The sequence below is a fragment of the Pontixanthobacter sp. CEM42 genome (assembly GCF_017812015.1).
Classification (GTDB): Bacteria; Pseudomonadota; Alphaproteobacteria; order Sphingomonadales; family Sphingomonadaceae; genus Pontixanthobacter.
In genome coordinates, this window is record NZ_JADQTN010000001.1 from 1,396,415 (window position 1) to 1,419,870 (window position 23,456).

The following is a 23,456-nucleotide window of genomic DNA, read 5'->3' on the forward strand; positions in this document are numbered from 1 at the left end:
CCCCATGGGTAACGAAAGCCACGATTTCTCGGACCCCGAATTCAAGGGCGATCCATCGACCGAGCCCCAAAAAGGTCCGTCCTGGGACAATCCCCGCTGGCCGCTTGTTGGCGGCGAGAGTGAGGATGAATTCACGCAGGCGCTTGATCCGACGACGATGAAACTCGCGGTCAAAGAGGCCGCGAAGAAATCGGGCAAAGTGATGGATGCGGCGGCCGTCGAAGAGGCTGCGGGCGATTCCATCCGTGCGATGCTGATGATCCGGCTATATCGTGTGCGTGGCCATTTGGCGGCTGATCTTGATCCGCTGGGTCTGTCACACCGTGATGTGCCCGAGGATCTCACGCTGGAATGGCACGGCTTTGCCGGGCAAGAGGACAAAGAAGTCTATGTTGGCGGCGTGTTCGGCCTTGAATGGGTCAAAGCCGGTGAGCTGTTTGAGCTGCTGCGCCGGACCTATTGCGGGCATGTCGGCCTCGAATACATGCATATTTCGGACACTGAGGAACGGCGGTTCCTGCAGGACAAGTTCGAAAGCCCCGAAGACACCATCCAGTTTACACCGGAAGGCAAGAAAGCCATTCTCGCAGCGGTTATTCGCGGCGAGCAATATGAAGCATTCCTCGGCAAGAAATATGTCGGCACGAAACGCTTCGGGTTAGACGGCGGCGAGTCGATGATCCCTGCGCTTGAAGCAGTGATCAAAAATGGCGGCCAGATGGGCGTGCGTGAGATCATTTACGGGATGGCGCACCGCGGGCGTTTGAACGTCCTCGCGAACGTCATGGCCAAGCCTTACAAAGTGATCTTCCACGAGTTTTCGGGCGGCAGCGCGAACCCTGAAGATGTTGGCGGCTCTGGCGATGTAAAATATCACCTCGGCACCAGCACAGACCGCGAATTTGACGGTATCGAAGTGCATATGTCGCTGGTCCCCAACCCGAGCCATTTGGAAGCAGTAAACCCAGTCGTTCTCGGTAAAACTCGGGCGCAGCAGGCGATCCGCGACGATCTAAGCAAGCACGAGCAGGTGCTGCCGGTGCTGATCCACGGCGATGCGGCCTTTGCCGGTCAAGGCGTGGTGTGGGAATGCCTCGGCCTGTCGGGTGTGCGCGGCTATGACACTGGCGGTTGCCTCCACTTCATCATCAATAACCAGATCGGCTTCACCACGAGCCCGAAATTCGCGCGCAACAGCCCCTACCCGTCCGACGTGGCAAAGGGCGTTCAGGCGCCCATCCTGCACGTTAACGGCGACGATCCGGAAGCGGTGACATTCGCCTGCAAGCTCGCGGTTGAGTACCGCCAGAAATTCGGCCGCGATATTGTGATCGACATGTGGTGCTATCGCCGCTTCGGCCACAATGAAGGCGATGAGCCCAAATTCACCCAGCCGCTAATGTATGGCGAAATCGGTAAGCACCCCAAGGTCAGCAAAGTCTACCAAGACCGTCTGATCGCAGAGGGCATGATCGAAGACGGCTATGCCGAAGGTCTGGTGAAGGAATTCACCGATCTACTCGAAGAAGAATTCCAGGCTGGTAAAAGCTACGAACCCAACGATGTCGACTGGTTTGCCGGTCGGTGGAGCGGGTTGCATAAGCCTGCAGATGCAGAAAGCGCGCGGCGCAATGTTGAAACCGCAATCGACAAAAAGCTGTTCGACAGCCTCGGGCGGACATTAACGACCGTCCCAGACGATCACGAAATCCACAAGACTTTGGGCCGCGTGCTCAAGGCCAAGAGTGAGATGTTCGGCAGCGGCGACGGCTTTGATTGGGCTACCGCTGAAGCGCTGGCCTTCGGTAGCCTAGTGACCGAAGGCTATGGTGTGCGTCTGTCGGGCCAGGATTCCGGTCGCGGAACATTCAGTCAGCGCCACGCGGTCTGGATCGACCAGAAAAGCGAAGACAAATACATCCCGCTCTCAACTCTGCCGCACGGCAAGTTTGAGGTATATGACAGCACGCTCAGCGAATATGGCGTGCTTGGCTACGAATACGGCTTCGCGATGGCGGACCCGAAAACGCTGGTTCTGTGGGAAGCGCAATTTGGCGATTTCGCCAATGGTGCGCAGATCATGATCGACCAGTTTATCGCATCGGGCGAAGCCAAATGGTTGCGCGCCAACGGCCTTGTGATGCTGCTGCCGCACGGATATGAAGGCCAAGGGCCGGAGCACTCTTCCGCCCGCCTCGAACGGTTCCTGCAATTGTGCGCGAACGACAATATCCAAGTCTGCAACATCACTACACCGGCGAACTACTTCCACGTACTGCGGCGCCAGATGTTGCGTCCGTTCCGCAAGCCGATGGTGATCATGACGCCGAAGAGCCTGCTGCGCCATCCGATGGCGAAAAGCAGTGCCGAGGAATTTCAGGGCGACCATCACTTTATGCGGATCAAATCCGACACGAAGGAAATCGCCGATAGCAAGGTCAAGCGACTCGTCCTGTGTTCAGGCAAAGTCGCGTACGACCTGATTGAAAAGCGCGATGCAGAAGGCATTGATGATGTCTCCATCGTGCGCATCGAACAGCTTTACCCGTTCCCCGGCGAACCCTTAACTACCCGCCTCAAGCGCATGAAAAACCTTGAGGATATTATCTGGTGTCAAGAAGAGCCCGAGAACAACGGCGCATGGAATTTCGTCGATCGTCTGATCGAGAAATCCGCTGCGGATGCGGGCAAGAATTTGCGCCCGATCTATGCCGGGCGTGATGCGGCCGCGTCGCCTGCGACCGGCCTCGCCAAACGGCACAAACAACAACAGGAGGCTCTTGTCGCTGACGCGCTTGGCCTCGATTTGAAACCATCCGGCAAGAAGGCCTAAGGAAACACATCATGGCCCAAGAAATCACAGTTCCCACGCTCGGTGAATCGGTTACCGAAGGCACAATTGGCGAATGGCTAAAACAGCCCGGCGATGCCGTCGCGGTTGATGAACCGATTTGCAGTCTTGAAACTGACAAGGTCGCAATCGAAGTCCCCTCACCCGTTGCAGGCGTGATGGGCGAGCTCAAAGCCGAAGTCGGCGACACGGTCGAAGTGGGCGCAGTTATCGCGACTGTCGAAGCTGGTGGAGCTCCCGCAGCGAAAGCGGCGTCACCCGCCCCAGCGGCCTCACAGTCATCCTCTCCGGCACCAACCGCAAGCGAAGCAAGTGATGCATCGCAAACGCTGTCGCCAGCCGTGCGCCGCGCGGTTCTGGAACACGGGATCGACCCCTCCACTGTCAAAGGCACCGGCAAAGATGGCCGCCTGACTAAGGAAGACGTCATCGCCGCCGCCAAAGCTAAGGGCGACGCACCTGCGCCGGCTGCAACTGCTGAGGCACCGGCACCCGTCGCAGCCCCTACCGGCGCGCGCAATGAGGAACGTGTTCGCATGACACGCCTGCGCCAGACAATCGCCAAACGTCTGAAAGGCGCACAGGAAGAAGCCGCGCTGCTCACGACGTTCAACGATGTCGATATGACCGCGGTGATAGAAGCCCGCACCAAGTACAAAGAGCTGTTCGCCAAGAAGCATGACATCAAGCTCGGCTTTATGGGCTTCTTCGCGAAGGCAGCGCATCTGGCACTGAAAGACGTACCAAGCGTCAACGCGCAGATCGATGGCGATGAAATCGTCTATCACGACTATGTCGATATTTCGGTTGCGGTTAGCGCGCCTAACGGCCTCGTCGTTCCGGTAGTCCGTGATGTCGACAAGAAAGGCTTTGCCCAGATCGAGAAAGACATTGCCAATTACGGCAAGGCAGCACGCGATGGCACGCTGACCATGGCCGATATGACCGGCGGCACATTCACCATTTCCAATGGCGGTGTGTTCGGTTCGCTGATGTCGACCCCGATCATCAATCCGCCGCAAAGCGCCGTTCTGGGCCTGCACCGGATCGAAGACCGCGCAGTCGTTGTAAACGGCGAAGTGGTTGTGCGCCCAATGATGTATATCGCGCTCAGCTATGACCACCGCCTGATCGATGGCCGCGAGGCTGTGACTGCGCTCAAAATTATCAAAGATGCGATCGAAGATCCGACACGGATGCTGATTGATTTGTGAGGTAATAATCAATGGGCATCGCATATTGCCTGATCAGAACCGCTCCTGAAAACGTTGACGCGCTCCGCGGACGACCAAAAGCGGTGGCCGAATTTGTGTATCAGGACCCCGATTTTTACGAGGCACCCAAGCTCACCTTTCTGGAAAAGCTATTCGGAAAGAAGCCCGAATTGGACACGGGCGATATACCTGAGCGAGTAGAGGGAGATGAGACCGACCTCGATAAGGCATGGCATATTATCCACTATCTTCTTTGTGGAAATAGTGGGCGGGGAGAAGGCCCACTCGGCCTAATAGGCGACGACCTAAATCCGCTGGCGGATCTCGATTTCGGCTTGGGCAAACCCAATGTCATTTCTTCATCATGGGTCAATGAATTCGCTGAACTCACCGCTCGGATGACAGACGGTGATTTTCTCGCGCGCTACGAACCAAATTCGATGCCATTGGATGAGCTATGTATGGGCGATGTCGTGGCTAGAGGTGATGTCGACGACATCAAAGAATACGCGACTGAGAATTTCCATTTCCTGCGCGACTTTGCGCGCACGGCTGCTGACAATAGCCAAGCAATCATAACCTATTACACGTGAACGGATATATCCATGGCTGACCACACATACGATTACGACGTCCTTGTTATTGGCGCTGGCCCTGGCGGCTATGTTGCGGCAATTCGCGCGGCGCAGCTTGGGTTGAAGACCGCCTGTGCAGAGAGCCGCGAGACGCTGGGCGGTACGTGCCTCAATGTCGGGTGTATTCCGTCCAAGGCGATGCTTCACGCGTCGGAGTTTTACGACGCTGCGGCGAATGGTGCGATGGCTGACATGGGTATCGAGGTTAAGCCCAAGCTCAATCTGGATGCGATGCATGGCCAGCGCACGGACGCAGTCGACGGTCTGACCAAAGGCATCGAATTCCTGTTCAAGAAGAACAAGGTCGACTGGAAGAAGGGCCTAGCCACATTCCAAGACGCGCATACTGTCAAAGTGGGCGACGAGACCGTCACCGCCAAGGACATCATCATCGCGACTGGTTCTTCAGTAACGCCCCTGCCGGGTGTCGAAGTCGACAATGACAAGCAAGTCGTGGTCGATTCCACCGGCGCGCTTGAGCTGGCCAAAGTTCCGAAGAAAATGGTCGTCATTGGCGGCGGCGTGATCGGTCTTGAGATGGGCTCGATCTGGAACCGCCTCGGCGCGGATGTGACCGTAGTTGAATTCCTCGACCAATTGCTGCCCGGTATGGACGGTGATGTTCGCAAGGAAGCGGGCAAGATTTTCAAGAAGCAAGGCATGACGCTGAAGCTCAAGACCAAAGTCACCGGTGTGACGGTCAAAGGCAAAAAAGCCGCGCTGACGCTTGAACCCGCCGCTGGTGGTGACGAGGAGACGATGGAAGCCGACTGCGTACTGGTGTCCATCGGTCGTCGTCCGAATACGGAAGGTCTGGGTCTCGACGCCATTGGCCTCGAAACCAACAAACGCGGCCAGATTGAAACCGATCACGACTTCCGCACATCAGTGGACAGCGTGTGGGCCATTGGCGACGTGGTCCCCGGCCCGATGCTGGCACACAAGGCCGAGGATGAAGGCATCGCCTGCGCAGAAAACATCGCGGGCCAGACGGGCATCGTCAATCACGATATTATCCCCGGCGTAGTCTACACGCTGCCCGAATTTGCCGGTGTCGGCTTGACGCAGGAAGAGGCCATTGAGAAGCTTGGCGACAAAGCCAAGATCAAAGTCGGAAAATTCCCGATGATGGCCAACAGCCGCGCGAAAACCAATCATGAGCCGGACGGCTTTGTGAAGATTATTGCAGACGCAGAGACCGACCGTGTGCTCGGCGTCTGGGCGATTGCCAGCGTTGCCGGCACAATGATCGCGCAGGCAGCGCAAGCGATGGAATTCGGCGCTACATCGGAAGACATTGCCTATACCTGCCACGCGCACCCGACCCATTCGGAAGCAATCAAAGAAGCGGCGATGGCGGTAACCGGAAAACCGATCCATATCTGATCGGATGAAAGGCTGGCTGCAACGCAGCCTGGCGCGTCTGCGCTGCACCGAGCCTTTTATCTTTCTGGCAATCGTCGGGGTCGCCTACCTCGCCGCCGCTGGCGCGCCCACGCACTATGTCTGGATCAACGGTACCTCACTGATCGCGGCAATCGTTGCAATTGTGGCGCTAGGACCAGTGCGTTCTGCGCCGGTGCGGTATGTGCTCGTCGCCGGAGCCGTGGCTTTGCTCGCCCTCACTCTACTGGTCGGACCATCGGTGGCGGACGTTCAACGCTGGCTGCAAATGGGGCCCGTCACCGTGCACATTGGCATGCTCGTGCTGCCCGCCTTGTGCGCGCTGCTACCGAGCCTTGATGATCGGATAGCTGCAATCGTGATGATCGGCGTAGCTGCAATCCTCGCTTTGCAGCCCGATGCAGGCACGAGCATCGCGTGGATGATCGCCTCCTTTGCGCTTGCTGTCAGAGCATACTCTATTTGGATTGGCATCGCTTTCGTTCTCACCCTGCTCGCCTGGATTAGCGCGGCGTTCGGAGCACTTGCGGGCGCGGAAAACCTGCCGCCTGTAGCATTTGTCGAGGGTGTGTTCGGCTATCTTCTGCGCAATGAGATCTGGTGGTTTTTTCCTGCTTCCGGCTTCGCATTATGGCTCGTATTCCGGATCGGCTCCATCACGGCCGACCTGGCTGCGGGCCACATGCTACAGTCATTCACTTACGGATTGTTTTTGGCTGCGGTTTTACGCGACTATCCCACGCCAATCCTGGGGTATGGTGCAGCTCCAATCTTGGGTTACGGTCTGGCGTTGGGCCTGATGGAATTGCAACAGTCGCGTAGCCGGGAGTTCGATGATGACGATTTTGACACTTACTAGCGAACCCGGTGCGTTAGAATTGGCGGCACAGCTACGTGCGGGTGACCTCTCTCCGCTTGAAGCAGTGGATGCAGCCATTGGACGCGTTGAAGCACTCGACGGCCCGATCAACGCGGTCCCGGTTCGTGATTTTGATCGGGCGCGGGAAGCTGCGAAGGCATTGGACGGCAAGACCGCTTCAACTGATCAGCCGCTGTTTGGCGTGCCGATGACCATCAAGGAAAGCTTCGATATCGCAGGCCTTCCCACCACTTGGGGGCATGCGCAGTTCAAAGGCAATATTGCCACGCGCGATGCAAAGGTCGTGCAGCAACTCAAGGCCGCAGGGGCGATCCTGATTGGTAAGACCAATGTTCCGCCCGATCTCTCCGATTGGCAAAGCAACAATCCCGCTTATGGCCGCGCGCGTAATCCGCATAATCTTGATCGCAGTCCCGGCGGATCATCCGGAGGCGCATCGGCGGCGGTCGCAGCAGGAATGGTGTCATGCGAATTTGGGACTGATATTGGCGGTTCCGTCCGTGTGCCAGCACATTTTTGCGGCGTGTGGGGGCACAAGAGCAGTTGGGGACTCATCAGCAAGCACGGCCATGATCATCCCGCGATGGCAGGCAAGGACGCACATGATGGTGTGCTGTCGATTGCCGGACCTATTGCCCGCAATGCCGATGACCTCGACGCTCTGATCCGGATCACCGCGACGCTGCCTCTGCAAGCGGCAAGCAAACCTCTCAAAGAGTGCCGTATTCTGTTGGTGGCGGATCAGGAAGTCAGTCCGGTCGATGCAGCGGTCGCTAGACCTCTTGAAGAGGCTGTGAGAACGCTTGAGGCAACGGGTATTGCTATCGATAGATCATCAGACCTGTTGCCGGACTTGGAAGCCCAGCACGCCGATTATATGCGGATGCTAGGCATCGCGATGGTGCGCGGTGCTCCGGGCCCCGATGGCAAGCAAGCCACAGCGACCGATTGGTTCAATCTGCTCGACGCGCAAGCGCGCGCGGAGATCGCTTGGGCGCAGCTATACGAGACATATGATTTCGTAATTGCACCACCCGCGCCGATCGTTGCGTTTGAACATGACGATACACCGGTGCGCGACCGCAAAATTACGATCAATGGCGAAGTGCGCGACTTTGCAGAAGTTTTTGCTTGGGCAGGCATCTCCACCTTCCCCAACCTGCCCAGCACAGTGCTGCCCATTGGCGAAAGTGGTGGGCTCCCCACAGGCATGCAGGTCATCGGTCGGCGCTGGTCGGACCTCGATTGCATTGCTATCGCGCGCGAAATGGGTGCGATCCTGCACCATTAGGATTCGTCGGACATTCGGCATGGCAAAACCACAATGGATGAAACGCTTCGCGAAGTGGCATATTTGGCTGGGATGGCTTGTCGCTGTGCCTCTGCTAATGTGGACGGTTTCAGGCCTGCTGATGGTCTCGCGCCCGATTGAGGAAGTGCGCGGCAACCATCTGCGCCAGCCAGTGCAAGAGCAAGCTCTTCCGCCGGATACCAACATTGCGATTGCGCTACCCGAAGACGGCACGCGGCCGGTAAAATCGGTCAGCACCGCAATGCAAGGTAGCGTCGCGATCACAACAATCACTTATATGGATGGCACAGTCGAGCGTTTCAGCGCTGAAGGCGTTAAACTCCCCAAAACAGGCGAAGTGGCTGCCAGAGCGATTATCGCTGAAAGGATCGTGGGCGGCGATAAAGTAGCCAGCTCAACCTTCTTCGCGGCGGAGGACGTGCCGATTGATTTCCGCAGACCGATGAACGTCTGGCAAGTGGTTCTTGAAGACGGCACCAATGTCTATGTCAGTCAGGACACCGGAGAGATCGCAGCCGTTCGCACGCGCTTTTGGCGGGTCTTCGACTTTATGTGGGGCCTGCATATCATGGATTTGGAGACGCGCGCGAAGACGCATCACCCGATCTTGGTATTCTTCGCTGCCCTCGCCGCGATCACCGTGACATTCGGATCGATCCTGATGTTCCGCCGCCGCAAGAAAAAAGTCCGCGCCAATGCCGGTTGATACCGCGATCCTGACACCCGTGCTCGATATATTGGACTTGCTCGGGGTGGCCGTCTTTGCGCTTTCGGGTGCTTTGCTCGCAGCCAAAGAGCGACAGACCTTTGTAACCATGGCGTTCTTCGCGCTGGTCACTGGAGTTGGCGGAGGCACGATCCGCGACTTGCTGATCGATGCACCGGTTTTCTGGGTCGCCGACGCGTGGGTCGCCGCGATTTGTTTGGGTATAGCGGTACTCACGTGGTTCACCCCCACCCGCTGGTGGGATGGCAAACTGCTGGATTACGCTGATGGATTGGGTTTGACCGCCTACGCGGTACTCGGCGCATCTAAAGCGATGACATACGGCATTCCGCCCGTTCCAGCGGTTTTGATGGGCATCATCACGGGCTGTGTGGGCGGGATTATTCGTGACGTCGTAGCGGGCCGTCCGTCGATCATCATGCGACCCGAACTCTATGTGACAGCCGCAGCCTTGTCCGCCAGCCTGTGTGTAGCCGGGACGATGCTGCAGCTACCCAACTATATCGTTTGGACGGTCGCGACCGCTGCGGGCTATGCCTTGCGCAGCGGTGCAATCCGGTGGAATTTGGCGTTACCCTCCTACCGAAGCGGTAAAGTGGGCATTGGCGAGAACTAAGAGTTTTCAGCCGCCTAGGCGCGTATCCTCATACCCTTCTTCACCGGGAAGCGGACCACCAGGATAGGCAGGCTGCGGACCAGTCGATTCCAGATCAACTTGTGCGGATTGTGCGTCAACACGGTCCCATGCTGCGGAATAACGCGCATCGCTATATTGGCGATCTTGGGCTGGACCAGTTGGGGCATAGGCGGCTTGGCCACCATATGAGATACCATCGATCCGGCCATTATTACCAATGCTGCAAGTGAATGCGGTGCCATTGAAAAGCGTACCCGCGACATTCCATCCTGCACCTGTGCGACTAACGGAATCGACGCCTTCAACACGGATATCCCGCTCGATTTCACGCAGACACATATTCACTGCGCGGTCGATCCCCTCGCCTCCACCAGAACGGCGTACACGTGTCCGTTCGTCGTAGCGCGGCGTGCTGACACGCTGGCGGCGATCCTTCTTGCTCGAAACGGCACTAGCAATCGCGGCGATACCGCCGATCACCAGAACGCCGGTCAGGACGTCGCCTGCATCAATACCACGATGATGGCGGCGGTAGCGATAACCGCGGTAACGCTCCGCAATTTCGTCACCCGACTCCCAATTGTGTGCGGCAGGAACGGAGCTTGGCGGAGCAAGTTCTGGCAATTCCGCTGCGGCGACGGGTGTTACTGCCATGGAAAGCGCTGCGGCCAAGCCGCTGGCGGAGGAAAGTGCTTTTAATCGGGTCATATTAGGTGCCCCCTAAGGTTGTGGCGGATCGAAGCCGCCAGATTGCTGATATGACTAGGCGGTCCAGGCTTGCTTGAGCCTGAACCGCCCGTCGGTGGGAGGAGTGTTGGTATCAACGCCACTGTTCAACGCTGGGGATCAACGGAGACCGCGAACGCCTTTGAAGTCGACATAGGCCCCCTGACCGCGTGAGATGGTGCAAGTGAACTTACCCCGATCCTGATTGTAACCGCGATGGTTGTAATTGTAGCCACGGTCATAGCGGTTGTTGTAGCCGCGATTACCGTAACCGCGTTGTCCTTCAACAACGATGCGGCCCTTCACGCGCCAGCCATAGCGAGTCCGGTCAACGTCGCGGATTTGCGTTACGTCGGCGAAGCGGTAACCGCCACGGCGGGCATCACGTTCGGCAGCGCGGATGCAGCGTTCAACTGCGCGTTCACCATTACCGCGGCGGCCATCATAGCGGTGGTCATAACGATCACCACGATACCGATCCTTCTTGCCTGAGGACAGGATAGCGGCGATCCCGCCAAGGATCACAGCGCCGGCAATAACATCACCTGCGTCGATCTTGTCATGCCCACGATCACGGGCAAAGGCCGGTGCGGCGGAAGTCATTGCCATCGCGCCTGCGGCGACAGTTCCGACTAGGGCTTTGGAAATGCTCTTCATCATTAGTTCCTTCATGATGCCGGGGCGGGTCTGCCTCGACTTCACAAATGGTATAGATGATTCGCTTTGAGCCGGTCCTGAATTGGCTTTGCAGCCTTTGTTCAGAAAAGTATCTATTTTTATGAACGGTCAGTTTCATGCAGTATATTCTTCGAGCTAGCCACATCGTAATATCACCCTGCACATGAGGGTAAAGTGAATAGCCTCATCGGCCGTTGACCCGTTCGCCAATCCGGCAATCGAGCCTGATCAATCGTCGAGCGCCGCCAACACATCACGCGCGAACGCAGCAATATCGAAGCGCTTACCAACCGGATCCTCGCCGCGACGGACGATCACGATGTTACGGCTCGGCACAATGACAATATGCTGGCCGCGATTACCCAATGCGGCGAAGGTATCTGTCGGCACACCCTCCGACTGGTTCATCAACCAGAAGCCAGCGCCATAGCCAAACGGGCGACCTTCCGGCTGCGGTCCGGATGGACTCGACACATATTCGGTCCAGTTTTCCGGCAGCAATTGTTCGCCATTCCACATGCCGTTGTTGAGGTAGAGATGACCCAAAGCGGCCAAATCGGGCGCTGTCGACCAGACCTGGCTCGATAACACATAGTCGCCGCGAATATCGGTCTCTGCAACGGTGTTATGCATACCCAACTTCGCAAACAGTTCCGATGTCGGATAATACAGCATGTAATTGTCGACCGCCTGAATCGCCATCAGCGTGTCGTTGTTCGCGTAGCGGAACACCGTTCCCGGCTTATGGACCAGCGGCCAATTGGCGGCTTGCTCGTCAACCGTCGCACCGCCCCAATAGAGCGGATCGGTGCGATTGCCCGGTGTGTCGGTATAGCGCCCCGAAGCCATCCGCAGTGCATGGTCGATTGTGATCGCGTTGCGCGGGTCAGCCTGACCGCCCTGCCGCCAATAATTCAGATTGATGGGATCATTCACATCGTATTCGCCCGAATGGACAGCAGCACCGACAAAGGTAGCGGCGATACTTTTGGCGACAGACCATGTCCGTTGCGGCGTATTCGCGTCGAAACCCGCTTTGTAGCTCTCGGTCTGGGAAACCACCTCGCCATCCTCGACCTGGCGGACTAGAACTGCGGTAGTGCGCGTCCCCTCACCGTATTTTTCGGCAAGCGCGTCAGCGAAAACTGAATTCAAAGCGGCATCCGCTGCCGCCGCATCGTTGGGCGCTATATCAGGACGTGGCGGCATCGGAATGGGGCGCTCGGGTTCACCCCAATTCTCTGGCGCTCCGATAGGCAATACAGAGCATCCGCTTTCGGCAAAATATACCGCAACCCGCGCAGGCATATCATCCGCCCAATTCACCGCGACATGTGCAATCTGTCCGCTCGGACGGCGGACGATGTCATAAGGCAAGTCCTGCACGATATCATTGAGCGGTGCCTGAATGCCGGTCAGTTCCCACTGATGGACGCTCTCCGGTGTGCGCATTGCGCCATTACGCTCGGCATTACCGATGGCGCTGCACAAGAACAAAGCCTTGTAACCTGCCGCCAAAGCGCGGTCATACCGCGCATCGTGCTGTTCCTGAGCGGACTGCGCGGAAACTGCAGCAGGTGTGGCGACTAGGGCGGCGGCGAGAGCGAGTTTTTTCATGCGCGCAGGTGTTGCGCGAACTGGCTACTGAGTCAAAGGGGAAAAGTGTTCTACGTCGCCCTGCATTGGCTGCTCATAGAATTCCACTTTGATGCCAAGTTCGGCAAACAAGTCCTCGAACTCTGCCAGATGCAATATCCCAGAACAGGCCCGCGCGCCGGGAGCAGGGATGTCGCCATCGCGAAACCGGCGGATCAGGGCGACTACCGCCAAGATCGGGACATTGGGGCCGCGGTTCGCACTCGCATGCAGAACGGCTTGTTTGCGCATTCTTCGTCCTTCTACAGCGCTACCTTCCACCTGCACGGTCATCGCCCCGCGATCGCTGCCAAACGCCAGCAAGCGTTGTGCGATCCACAGCATGGCGGCAGAGAACGGCCGCAGGCTTGGGAGCAGATTATACCGCACCAATTGCGACAGCCCAGCAAGACCGAGATGCAGTAAGCCAAGCTCCAAGCCTGCAAAGAATTCAGCAGATCGTGTCGGGCTGTATCGGCTTACCAGCAGGTCCTGCTCGGGTGTGTCACAGATACTGGCCCAGCGCTTGCCGACACCAGGAATATCTTCGCGGTGAGTTTGCCCCCATCCGCGCATTGTCTTCCAGCCACCATCGCGGAACACGCGAACAGGCTTTCCGACATAGGACAGGATCGCCTCCACGACGGACCGTCCGCGCGGCGCACGATTGCCCGGGTAGATGCCGATGCGAATGGCCTCGACCTCGCGCCAGCCCTCTACCATGCGGTCAATCATCGCATGCGACAGCGCGGGAATAGAGCTTGCGCCTGTTATCAGCGGCACACCCGCTTCTTTCGCCGCGTGGTCGAAACGGGGAAACTCCGCCACAAACTCGCGCCCGTCGGCAAGGTCGATGTAAGCCACACCAGCAGCGAGTGCTGCCTCAATGACATTGCCATGCGAAGCCTGAAATGGCCCGGCAGCATCCACGACGACATCAAACGGCGCGAGCTCGGCCGCGCTCAATGTGTCACGATCCAGCAGAACGTACTGAGCGGGATTCTCAAGCTCAGCGACCGCTTTTTTCAATGCATCCTCACTGCGCCCCGCAAGAGTTAGCGCAACACCGGACTCGCGCACGGCAATCTTGGCCAAACGGCTGCCAAACACACCGCTACCGCCGATGATAAGTGCTTTCAGAGGCACTCCATATCCGGGATCAGGCATCGCAAAACTCCGCATGTTGGTGGACCAGCTCGCCAAAGAGGGGGTGCGCCAGATCAAGATCGAAAGCGAACCGCCCTTCCCCCAGATCACGATGAGTTACAGTGGTTATACCGGGGCCGAACCAATGCGGTATGCGGAAACGCTTGCCGAGAAGGCTCACGAAATAGTGATCGCTGCGAAATACCAAACCATGTGCATCCGCCTCGACGCGCAGAGCCATGCCAAGCCGGTTGCCCAGATACTCCTCCAGCCCGGTGCTGCCGGCAAACCGTTTGGCGCTATGGATGACCTGCGGGAAACCGCGCTCCCGGCCATAGATGCGGGTCCAGCACTGGCCGCCACTCTCGCGATCCTCGCTGACCACCACAACTGCCGGGACGCCTGCGTCGCGGTGGAGCGGCAGCGGTGCACCGACCACGCGGCAGAGCTGCGCGAATAGCCAGCCCAGGCGCGAATGGCGGGTTTCGATGACAGTGCCTCGATAATTGACTAGTGCGCCGTCAGCCAAGCGCTTGCTGAAGCGCCGTTGCACCGCGTAGGGCAGAAGCGCCCAGTTGCTCTCTCCGATCAGTTGGCGAAAGCGGAAATCGTAAAGCGATGCCTTCTGGCTTGGCTCTATTCCGCGAACTTGTTCTTCTCTTACCGCCAACATCGTCCTGCTCCTTTTTCTGCAGGCCTATTTCTCTTTCGACTTGCTTCCCCAATTGATCAGCCGCGTTATGCCGCTACCCATCCTGATCAGCGCCAATAGCGCTGGCTTGGGGACCTGCAGCATCTCATCATGCCAGCGCGACATCGTGGATACGAAGCCAAGCATACCTTCGAGCTTCTCCCGCGCCTGAGCACTTACCTGATCGTCCTGTTGCGCTTCGGCGAGGCATGATTTCAGCGCCTGTTCGGCAGGATCGATCTCACGCTCTTTCCGGCCTTGGGCGATGCGGGTTGCCATCTCCCAGATGTCCGCCTCTGCTGCGTAATGATCGCGGCGGTCGCCCAGAATGGGTACGCGGTGGATCAATCGCCAACCCAACAATTCGCGTAGGGAGTTCGATACGTTGGAGCGCGCCATCGACAGTTTCGCGGCGATATCCTCAGCGGTTTGCGGATCGTCAGAAATAAACAGCAATGCGTGAATTTGCGCGACCGAGCGGTTCACGCCCCACTGATTGCCCAGATCGCCCCAGTGGAGCACGAACTTGGCAACCGAAGGCGATAAACGCGACTCGACATTGATTTCTGTCATAACAGAAATATCCGATATAAACGGCTGAATGTCAATACTGCTCCGCATGGCAACGCTGCCGGTTCGCAGACTGGAACTTCTGCGTCACAAATATTATACAGCCCTGTCCAACACTATCGGGGGAGAGTGTCATGCGCCGAATTTTCCTACTTACCTCTGCCGCAGCCACAATTGCGACACAGCAACCACCGGCAGAGCCATTGCAGGAAGAGGCAGCGGAGCAGCCAGCAGCACAACCTGCGCCACAAGCCATTGCTGAACCGTCAGAGAAATTCGAAGACGCCGTCGAGCGGATCGGCAAACTCTTTGAACAGGGCTTCGACGATCTTTCAGACGATGAGTCTGTAGCTCGCGATCTATTTCTTGAGGCGGCCACTAGTGCCGAAACGGTTCTTGCCGAGCATATGAACCTCGACGAAGAATCCAAACGCGACATGCATCTGCAAGCTGCAAACGGGTATTATTATGCAGCCGAAAAAGAGCATTGGATGGCTCTGGATGCGGACGATGGAAGCGCATTGACTGCGGCCAAAATCGATCATTTGCTTAAAGCGTTAGAACACCAGAAGATCGTCTTTGCGGAAGGCCAAGATGGATTGCTGGTCGCCGAATATCTGTTTGGCACCAACATGCTGGTGGAGCATGGTTTGGAAACCGACGACCCGCGAACCGAAGAATGGTCGATTGCCAATGTCCACGCAGGACGCTTGCGGGTCGATGAGTCCAAGATGTTCGAACGCGACACGCATTATGGCGCGATGAGCGATTTGGCCGTCACATTGATTGACCACGCGAAGATCACCGGCAATGTCGAAGCTCGGCAAGAAGCCGACAAACTGATCGCCGAAATCCCCGCAAGTGAACGCAGCTACGATCTTCGCGACAGGTTGTAAGGTCACTTGCCCTATCGTCACTAACGAAAAGGGCCGCAGGATCTCTCCCACGGCCCACTCGGTGACTGGTTGAAGTCGCTTTTACGCGTCTTCGAATTCTTCGTCTTCGTTCATCGCTGGGCCGCTGTCTTGGCCCTTGGCGTCGACATCACGGTCGACGAGTTCGATGATTGCGAGCGGTGCAGCGTCGCTGCCGCGCAGGCCGGCCTTGATCACGCGGGTGTAACCACCATCACGGTCAGCATAGCGCTCTGCCAGAACGTCAAACAGCTTCTTCAACTGTGTTTCGTCGAGCAGACGCGATTGAGCCAGACGGCGGTTCGAAAGGCCGCCACGCTTTGCCAGCGTAATCAGCTTCTCGATGTAAGGACGCAGTTCTTTCGCCTTCGGCAAAGTTGTCTTGATCTGCTCGTGCTTGATCAGAGCAGCCGACATATTGCGGAAAAGAGCCTTACGGTGACCCGATTTACGGCTCAGCGTGCGCTGTGAAAGTCCGTGACGCATTGGAATATTCCTTCAGTTCGTAAGGGGCCCGTATGAGGTAGCCCAGTGCTGGCGGCGCTTTGGGGTGCGCCGCCGATACCCTATTATTAACCCAGTAGTTCTTGCTCGAGCTTCTTGGCCATTTCTTCGATGTTCTCAGGCGGCCATCCTGGGATGTCCATGCCGAGACGCAGACCCATGCTCGAAAGCACTTCTTTGATCTCGTTGAGCGACTTGCGTCCGAAGTTCGGTGTGCGCAGCATCTCGGCTTCGGTCTTCTGGACCAGATCGCCGATATAGATGATGTTGTCGTTCTTGAGGCAGTTTGCCGAGCGAACCGACAGTTCCAACTCGTCGACCTTCTTGAGAAGGTAACGGTTGAGCTGGTTCGCATCGTCTTCTTGCGGTGCAGCAGCTTGGCCGATCATTGCCGACTGTGGCTGCGGAATACCGTCTTCGAAGTGTACGAACAGGGTCAGCTGATCCTGCAGAATACGTGCGGCGTAAGCCACAGCATCTTCAGGAGCGACTGTGCCGTCAGTTTCAACAGTCAGTGACAGCTTATCGAAGTCGAGTTCCTGACCAACACGGGCTTTCTCGACCTTGTAGCTAACCTGACGGACAGGTGAGTACAGCGAGTCGACCGGGATAAGACCGATTGGCGCGTCAGCCGGACGGTTTTGAACCGCCGGGACATAACCGCTGCCAACGTCCGCCGTCAGTTCCATGTTGAAGGTTGCGCCTTCATCAAGGTGACAGATCACGAGGTCTTTGTTCATCACTTCGATGTCGCCCGAAACAGCGATATCGCCAGCCTTGATTTCAGCAGGGCCAGTTGCGGAAAGTTGCAGGCGCTTAGGGCCTTCGCCTTCCATCTTAAGTGCGATTTGCTTCACGTTCAAAACGATGTCGGTGACATCTTCACGAACGCCAGCAAGCGACGAGAATTCGTGCAGCACGTTCTCGATCTTGATTGATGTAATTGCAGCACCCTGCAGGCTCGACAGCAGAACGCGGCGCAGCGCGTTACCGAGTGTCAGGCCAAAACCGCGCTCAAGCGGTTCAGCAATGAAAGTGGCCTTGCGAGTCTTGTCGCTGCCTTCCTTCATTTCGAGAGTGTTGGGTTTCTTGAGTTCCTGCCAGTTCTTGGTGTTGACGGACATGAAATTCCCCTGGTTCAAATGCGGGCTGGACCGAAGCGTTGAGTGCCTACCTCAACACGCCCGGTCCGGAAAAACTTGGCGACCTCTGCGGATCGCCAGGCAAGTTCAGATCAGACGCGGCGACGTTTAGACGGCCGAACCCCGTTGTGCGGGATCGGTGTAACGTCGCGGATCGAAGTGATCGTAAAGCCAACTGCGGCGAGACCGCGCAGTGCACTTTCACGGCCCGAACCCGGACCCTTCACTTCGACTTCCAGCGTACGGACACCGTGTTCGGCGGCCTTCTTGCCGGCATCATCTGCTGCGACCTGAGCAGCATAAGGTGTCGATTTACGACTACCTTTGAAACCCATCATACCGGCGCTGGACCAGCTAATCGCATTGCCCTGTGCATCGGTGATGGTGATCATTGTGTTGTTGAAGCTGGCGTTGATATGCGCAACGCCGCTTGAGATGTTTTTCTTGTCGCGTTTTCTAACCCGACCTGCTTCGCGTGCCATGTTAATGGTGTCCTATATTTGTCAGAAGAGTGTAAGCTGCTGAAGAGCGCTTACTTCTTCTTACCCGCGATGGGCTTGGCCTTACCCTTGCGGGTACGAGCGTTTGTGTGGGTACGCTGACCGCGAACGGGCAGGCCGTTACGGTGGCGAAGACCGCGGTAAGACCGCAGATCCATCAGGCGCTTGATGTTCATCGCGGTGTCGCGGCGAAGATCGCCTTCCACCTGATGACTTTCGTCAATCGTTTCGCGAATCTGGACGACTTCTGCGTCAGTCAGATCCTGCACCCGACGGGTGTGATCGATGCCGAGCTTGTCAGCGATTTGAACAGCCGTTGTGCGGCCAATTCCGTGAATATAGGTCAGCGCGATAATAACGCGCTTATTTGTGGGGAGGTTTACCCCGGCAATACGAGCCACTTAATATTTCTCCATGCTCCACAGGGATTTAGCGCAAATGGCGCCGTGCCCTATCTCATAGCTACAATTTCACTGCCAAATTCGTGTATTTGCAGAACGCAAAAAATCCGGATGGCACACAAAGGCTGCGGCCTGCCGGATTTACCCGAAACTGACGAATGAAGGGCGCGCATAAAAGGATTCGCTGCCTGCGTCAACAGACAACCCTCTCAAAATACGCATACTTCGCTAACGAGCATCCAGATGGGTGCTGCGCGAATGAATACAAGGGGTTTAAAGCAGCTTTGCCGATTGGTCAAAAACCGATGTGTATAGGCTGGCCTATCGCCGTGTTTTCAGGCGGTTGGTAAGGTTCGGTTTACCATATTTCCCTAATAATTGCCGTATGCGGAGCTACGCATCTCGCCGTAGCCCACTCAAGGGCGCACTGGCGGCACTATTCGCGTGCCTGCTGGCGCTCGCATTCGCCAGCCCTGCACAGGCCGGTCGTTTTGAAGCGGGGAGCTTCACCGCGCACGCCACTAACGTCGATCCCACCCCTGGAACGGTCAGTTTTCAGCAGACCTTTGACGTGCCGCCAATTGTGGTCGTGCTGAATGACAACTCCGGCAGCGACCCGGCGGTCACACGGATCACAAACATCACAACTACCGGCTTCGATGAACTTACATTGGAGCCCAGCCCCGACGGTCCCCATGCCGCAATGACAGTTCACTACATTGCGATTGAGCCCGGACGTCATGTGCTACCCGGTGGCCAGATCGTAGAAGCCGGAACGAGCAGCATTTCCAATGTCCAGCACGGCAACGGGGTGACTGGTCCAAGAAGTTGGGGAGCGGCAACATTTTCGCCAGCATTGCCCAGCACGCCGAGCGTCATTGCACAGATACAAACGGCCAATAGTGAGACTGCGGCAGTAGCCTCGGTCCCTTCCCTCCCCTTCATTACCGCTACGATTCGCAATCTCTCCGTCACTGGTTTCGAGCTTGCATTGGAACGGAGCGAGGCCAATGGCGGCCCGATCCCTTCTGCCGAAACAATCGGTTGGATCGCATTCCCGGCTGGCTCCTCCGGCACCTTTCCTGACATCTCCAGCAACACGATCACTTGGAGTGCGGTAAACAGCGCGGACAATATTCGCGGCTGGGATAATGGATGCACCGCCAACGGTTTTGGTCAGACCAGCGCCTCTGCCATCGTCGTTGCGACCAAAAATCGCCGTGATGGCGGTGATGGTGGTTGGTTGCGGCGGTGTAGCTTGTCCTCGGCCACCATTGGCCTGACAGTCGACGAGGATACTGTTCGCGATTCCGAACGCGCGCACACAACAGAATCCGCGTCGATCATCGCCTTCTCGCAGGCTTTTCACGCCGATCTAGCGGCCGAGCTTTCCGTCGTGAAGACATGGTTCTCCTCGACATCGACTTTCGGTGATTTCAATCTGCCCGAAGCGACAGTTGAGTATCTCATCACGATAACCAATACCGGCAACGCCCCGCCCAACTATGACAGCGTGATTTCCATCGATGCATTGCCTATCGAACTGGCGTTGGTCGTGTCCGACTTCAGCGGCCCCGGAACCGGGCCAGTGCAATTTGCCGACGGCTCTCCCGCCACAGGTCTAATGTGCAGCTACAGCTCACCGACCAGCATGACGGACTGTTTCGATTTCTCGACCGATGGGTCAGACTTCACGCATGAACCAATGGATTCGGGCGACGGTACCGATCCGCTGATCACGCATATCCGCATCCGCCCGAGCGGATTTATGGAAGGCAACACCGGTACTGGATCAAGGCAATTCGATTTCCGGTTCCGTGCAAAGATCAAATAACCGTGCTGGCTAGACCACTCCAAACGCCAGCATAGCATCGGCGACCTTCTTGAATCCCGCAATGTTTGCGCCTTTCACATAGTCGACATAGCCATTGCCATCATCGCCATATTCAACGCATTTCCCGTGGATGCCTTCCATCAGCTCGGTCAGCATCTCGCCGAGACGCTCTTCATTCCAGCTAATGCGTTCTGCATTCTGGCTCATTTCGAGGCCTGACACCGCGACACCGCCGGCATTGGCAGCCTTGCCCGGACCATACATGATCTTAGCGTCGTGGAAGACATGAACGCCTTCCAGCGTTGTCGGCATATTCGCGCCTTCGGAAACACCCTGAACGCCGTTCTTGACGAGCATCTTTGCTTCATCTTCGTTGAGTTCGTTTTGTGTGGCGCATGGCAAGGCCAAATCGCAAGTCACGCCCCAAGGACGTTCGCCCTCATGGTAAGACGCGCTTGAGAATTCATCTACATATTCGCTAATGCGGCCACGTTTTACGGTTTTCAGGTGCTTGATCCAATCGATCTTCTCTTGCGAGATACCGTCAGGATCATGGATGAAGCCGCCCGAGTCAGACAAGGTTAGAACCTTGCCGCCAAGCTGGGTAACTTTCTCTGCAGCATGCGTCGCAACGTTGCCCGAACCAGAGATTACCGCTGTTTTGCCTTCAACGTCGTGCCCTTGGTGCTTGAGCATGTTGCGAAGGAAATACACCGCGCCATAGCCGGTCGCTTCTGGCCGCATTTGCGAGCCGCCATATTCGATGCCTTTACCGGTCAGCACGCCTTCCCAACGATTGGTGATGCGTTTGTACTGACCAAACATATAGCCGATTTCGCGTCCGCCCACGCCAATATCGCCAGCAGGAACATCTGTATCGGGGCCAATATGCCGGTAAAGCTCAGTCATAAAGGACTGGCAGAACCGCATGACTTCGCTGTCCGACTTACCGCGCGGGTTGAAGTTCGAACCGCCTTTGCCGCCGCCCATGGGCAAGCCGGTAAGCGCGTTCTTAAACGTCTGCTCGAACGCAAGGAACTTTAGAACACTCTCGGTTACACTCGGATGGAAGCGAATGCCGCCCTTGTAAGGACCGATTGCGTTATTGTTTTGAACGCGCCACCCGCGCTGGACGCGAATGTTGTGATTATCATCTTCCCAGCAAACGCGGAACGATAGGACGCGGTCAGGCTCTGCCATACGGCGAAGTATCTGCGCGGAGTGGTATTCTTCCTTATCAGCAATGAACCCGAACACGTCTTGGGCAACCTCTTGCACCGCTTGTGTGAATTCGGTTTGCCCGGGATTGCGTTTCTTCACGCCCTCCATAAAAGTCGAAAGATCTACGTGGTCAGATACAGCCATGGTCGCCCCCTCTCAGCGGTGCTCGGGACGAATTTGCCCCGTCAGTGTTCTAGCGACCCATGTTGCAGCGTCTTGTAACTGTCCGACAAAGTAGGCCGCATCGTTATGCTGGCCGTATCCTAGCCGAGATTGTGCTGCCGCCAACCCCTGCGGACTGAATAGGCTTTTATTGATCTTCGACCAAATCGCCGAATGCCTCGTCGACGGTGATCTTGGGTTCGATCTTTGCTTCAGGCTCCTCGTCTGAAGGCTCGTCTGCTTCATCGCCGGAAGCCTCCTCCGTGTCGGTTGGTCCTTCGACCTCGCCTTCGGGCGCGGCCTCTTCCTCGGGTCCTGCGGACTCAGGTTCCGGCTTGGCATCCGGGTCTTCGATCTCACCCAATAGTTCCGCGAGACCGCCCAATTGCTGCGACATCACGCCATCAACCGCCTGAGCAATGCCCGGCACTTCAAAACGCATATACCCGCCAACCGCATACTCGAACGTAATGCGGGTACCATCGCCGGCTTTGGCAAGAGTGACGGTCAAAATCGCGGTGACGGGCTCACTCTGAAGCGGCCCCAAGGCGCCTTCCATCCGCAGCGCCTGATCCGGCATCGCAAGGATTACGGACATGTGTTTGACGCTACCTGCGAGACCGACCGTCTTCGCGGTGTCGTTCTCTGGAATACGTTCACAAAAGCAGCCGCCCGCCTGCGGGGTGAGCATCATGTTTTCAGAGTCGCCCGAGAAGGTGTGTGCGGAATTCCACCAAGAGCCCGGCTGGGTTAGCGCAAGCCATGCTTCGCGCAGGTCGGCCGACACGACTTTGGTATCGCGCGTGACAAACGCGCTCTCCTCAAGCTCAACAACTTTCGCCTGAGCCGGAAGCGCAACCGCAGCAGCTAAGCCTGCCAGCACCATCGAAAATTTGCGCATCTTCACCTCTTTTGCCATCCTCGCGTGGTCGTTCCTATCCCACGGACAGGAGCGCTTGAAAAGGGATGAAAAGAAGTTGCCCCAGTTGGGCTCAGTCTGAAGCGAGAACGGCGTCTAGCGCTTCAGTCACTTCGTCAATGCTGGCCATGCCGTCTACACCGGTGACAATGCCACGTTCGGCATAAATCGGCAGGATCGGTGCAGTTTTGGCGCGGTATTCCTGCATTCGGTTGCGGACGGTTTCTTCATTGTCGTCGGGACGGCGTTTGAACTCAGTCGAGCCGCATTTGTCGCAAATACCTTCGACCTCAGGCTGCGCATGACGATCATGGTAGCCAGTACCGCAATTGGCGCAGGTGTAGCGCCCGGTGATGCGGTCAACCAGTGCGTCCTCATCAACTTCAAGCTCGATCACATGATTAAGCGTCCGGCCATGCTTGGCGAGAATTTCGTCGAGAGCGGCGGCCTGCGCCGCGGTGCGTGGATAGCCATCAAAGATTGCTCCAACATCATCGCCCATCGCGGCCAGCTCATCATTAATCAGTGCAGAGACGATTTCGTCCGAGACCAGATCACCGCGTTCCATGACCGCTTTCGCTTCGAGGCCAACGGGTGTCTGTGCCTTCACCGCAGCGCGCAGCATATCGCCGGTCGAAAGCTGACGCATATTGTGCTTGGCTTCAAGATTCGCGGATTGCGTGCCTTTGCCCGCACCCGGAGGTCCCAGAAGAATGATATTCACGCCAGCAACCCCTAATTCTCGAAACTCAT

Annotated in this window: 23 protein-coding genes; 10 read left to right on the forward strand and 13 right to left on the reverse strand. The window is 57.1% G+C overall.

The features are described 5' to 3' along the window. Positions 1 to 4: 4 nt before the first annotated feature. From J9777_RS06660 to J9777_RS06695, 8 genes are read left to right on the forward strand one after another with little or no spacing between them, the layout of a single operon-like run. Complete coding sequence (locus J9777_RS06660) at positions 5 to 2,833, forward strand: 2-oxoglutarate dehydrogenase E1 component (protein ID WP_209347956.1); 2,829 nt, start codon at positions 5 to 7, stop codon at positions 2,831 to 2,833. A gap of 11 nt (positions 2,834 to 2,844) precedes the next feature. Beyond that, positions 2,845 to 4,065, forward strand: a complete 1,221-nt coding sequence (gene odhB, locus J9777_RS06665) for a 2-oxoglutarate dehydrogenase complex dihydrolipoyllysine-residue succinyltransferase (protein WP_209347957.1) — start codon at positions 2,845 to 2,847, stop codon at positions 4,063 to 4,065. An 11-nt stretch (positions 4,066 to 4,076) separates the two neighbouring features. Beyond that, entirely contained in the window at positions 4,077 to 4,658 is a 582-nt protein-coding gene (locus J9777_RS06670; protein ID WP_209347958.1) for a DUF1877 family protein, read from the forward strand. A 12-nt stretch (positions 4,659 to 4,670) separates the two neighbouring features. Next, positions 4,671 to 6,086 carry a dihydrolipoyl dehydrogenase gene (lpdA, locus tag J9777_RS06675; protein WP_209347959.1) on the forward strand — a complete coding sequence of 472 codons (1,416 nt, stop codon included), beginning with the start codon at positions 4,671 to 4,673 and terminating at the stop codon, positions 6,084 to 6,086. Positions 6,087 to 6,090: 4 nt separating this feature from the next. Next, entirely contained in the window at positions 6,091 to 6,963 is an 873-nt protein-coding gene (locus tag J9777_RS06680) for a hypothetical protein (RefSeq protein ID WP_209347960.1), read from the forward strand. Continuing rightward, positions 6,938 to 8,275 carry an amidase family protein gene (locus J9777_RS06685; RefSeq protein ID WP_245228527.1) on the forward strand — a complete coding sequence of 446 codons (1,338 nt, stop codon included), beginning with the start codon at positions 6,938 to 6,940 and terminating at the stop codon, positions 8,273 to 8,275. The genes J9777_RS06680 and J9777_RS06685 overlap by 26 nt, the downstream gene beginning before the upstream one ends. Positions 8,276 to 8,294: 19 nt before the next feature. Further along, positions 8,295 to 9,002: a PepSY domain-containing protein gene (locus J9777_RS06690; RefSeq protein WP_209347961.1), complete on the forward strand. Its 708-nt coding sequence runs from the start codon at positions 8,295 to 8,297 to the stop codon at positions 9,000 to 9,002. Next, entirely contained in the window at positions 8,992 to 9,639 is a 648-nt protein-coding gene (locus J9777_RS06695) for a trimeric intracellular cation channel family protein (protein ID WP_209347962.1), read from the forward strand. Before J9777_RS06690 ends, J9777_RS06695 begins: the two co-directional genes overlap by 11 nt. Positions 9,640 to 9,645: 6 nt before the next feature. Here J9777_RS06695 and J9777_RS06700 read toward each other — a convergent pair whose 3' ends face one another. The 6 genes from J9777_RS06700 to J9777_RS06725 form a co-directional block, all read right to left on the reverse strand. After that, positions 9,646 to 10,368: a hypothetical protein gene (locus J9777_RS06700; RefSeq protein WP_209347963.1), complete on the reverse strand. Its 723-nt coding sequence runs from the start codon at positions 10,366 to 10,368 to the stop codon at positions 9,646 to 9,648. A gap of 138 nt (positions 10,369 to 10,506) precedes the next feature. Further along, on the reverse strand, positions 10,507 to 11,046 hold the full coding sequence (locus tag J9777_RS06705) for a hypothetical protein (protein ID WP_348631949.1): 540 nt from the start codon (positions 11,044 to 11,046) through the stop codon (positions 10,507 to 10,509). A 246-nt stretch (positions 11,047 to 11,292) separates the two neighbouring features. Next, the gene (locus J9777_RS06710) at positions 11,293 to 12,681 is read right to left on the reverse strand and encodes a serine hydrolase (RefSeq protein WP_209347964.1); all 1,389 of its coding nucleotides are present in this window, start codon (positions 12,679 to 12,681) and stop codon (positions 11,293 to 11,295) included. Between the two features lie 24 nt (positions 12,682 to 12,705). Continuing rightward, on the reverse strand, positions 12,706 to 13,866 hold the full coding sequence (locus J9777_RS06715; RefSeq protein WP_209347965.1) for a saccharopine dehydrogenase NADP-binding domain-containing protein: 1,161 nt from the start codon (positions 13,864 to 13,866) through the stop codon (positions 12,706 to 12,708). Further along, a complete protein-coding gene (locus J9777_RS06720; RefSeq protein ID WP_209347966.1) occupies positions 13,859 to 14,518 on the reverse strand; it encodes a DUF4166 domain-containing protein in 660 nt (219 codons plus the stop codon). Before J9777_RS06720 ends, J9777_RS06715 begins: the two co-directional genes overlap by 8 nt. Before the next feature lie 24 nt (positions 14,519 to 14,542). Beyond that, the gene (locus tag J9777_RS06725) at positions 14,543 to 15,109 is read right to left on the reverse strand and encodes a MarR family transcriptional regulator (RefSeq protein WP_245228528.1); all 567 of its coding nucleotides are present in this window, start codon (positions 15,107 to 15,109) and stop codon (positions 14,543 to 14,545) included. 131 nt (positions 15,110 to 15,240) lie between these two features. Between J9777_RS06725 and J9777_RS06730 the strand changes: the two genes are divergently transcribed. Further along, the gene (locus J9777_RS06730) at positions 15,241 to 16,002 is read left to right on the forward strand and encodes a hypothetical protein (protein ID WP_209347967.1); all 762 of its coding nucleotides are present in this window, start codon (positions 15,241 to 15,243) and stop codon (positions 16,000 to 16,002) included. 81 nt (positions 16,003 to 16,083) lie between these two features. On the opposite strand, the gene rplQ is transcribed toward J9777_RS06730, so the two are convergent. From rplQ to rpsM, 4 genes are all read right to left on the reverse strand, one after another. Beyond that, complete coding sequence (gene rplQ, locus J9777_RS06735) at positions 16,084 to 16,506, reverse strand: 50S ribosomal protein L17 (RefSeq protein WP_209347968.1); 423 nt, start codon at positions 16,504 to 16,506, stop codon at positions 16,084 to 16,086. Positions 16,507 to 16,592: 86 nt separating this feature from the next. Then, positions 16,593 to 17,648: a DNA-directed RNA polymerase subunit alpha gene (locus tag J9777_RS06740; RefSeq protein ID WP_209347969.1), complete on the reverse strand. Its 1,056-nt coding sequence runs from the start codon at positions 17,646 to 17,648 to the stop codon at positions 16,593 to 16,595. A gap of 110 nt (positions 17,649 to 17,758) precedes the next feature. Further along, complete coding sequence (rpsK, locus tag J9777_RS06745; protein WP_209347970.1) at positions 17,759 to 18,148, reverse strand: 30S ribosomal protein S11; 390 nt, start codon at positions 18,146 to 18,148, stop codon at positions 17,759 to 17,761. Positions 18,149 to 18,198: 50 nt separating this feature from the next. Then, the gene (rpsM, locus tag J9777_RS06750; RefSeq protein ID WP_209347971.1) at positions 18,199 to 18,567 is read right to left on the reverse strand and encodes a 30S ribosomal protein S13; all 369 of its coding nucleotides are present in this window, start codon (positions 18,565 to 18,567) and stop codon (positions 18,199 to 18,201) included. Positions 18,568 to 18,952: 385 nt separating this feature from the next. Here rpsM and J9777_RS06755 point away from each other — a divergent pair, with 385 nt between their 5' ends. Then, positions 18,953 to 20,401 (forward strand): H-type lectin domain-containing protein, encoded by a 1,449-nt coding sequence (locus tag J9777_RS06755; protein ID WP_209347972.1) that lies wholly within the window; start codon positions 18,953 to 18,955, stop codon positions 20,399 to 20,401. 9 nt (positions 20,402 to 20,410) lie between these two features. On the opposite strand, the gene gdhA is transcribed toward J9777_RS06755, so the two are convergent. The 3 genes from gdhA to J9777_RS06770 form a co-directional block, all read right to left on the reverse strand. Continuing rightward, a complete protein-coding gene (gene gdhA, locus J9777_RS06760; RefSeq protein WP_209347973.1) occupies positions 20,411 to 21,766 on the reverse strand; it encodes an NADP-specific glutamate dehydrogenase in 1,356 nt (451 codons plus the stop codon). 166 nt (positions 21,767 to 21,932) lie between these two features. After that, positions 21,933 to 22,685: an SRPBCC family protein gene (locus tag J9777_RS06765; protein ID WP_209347974.1), complete on the reverse strand. Its 753-nt coding sequence runs from the start codon at positions 22,683 to 22,685 to the stop codon at positions 21,933 to 21,935. A gap of 91 nt (positions 22,686 to 22,776) precedes the next feature. Beyond that, positions 22,777 to 23,427, reverse strand: a complete 651-nt coding sequence (locus J9777_RS06770; protein WP_209347975.1) for an adenylate kinase — start codon at positions 23,425 to 23,427, stop codon at positions 22,777 to 22,779. Positions 23,428 to 23,456: the final 29 nt, after the last annotated feature.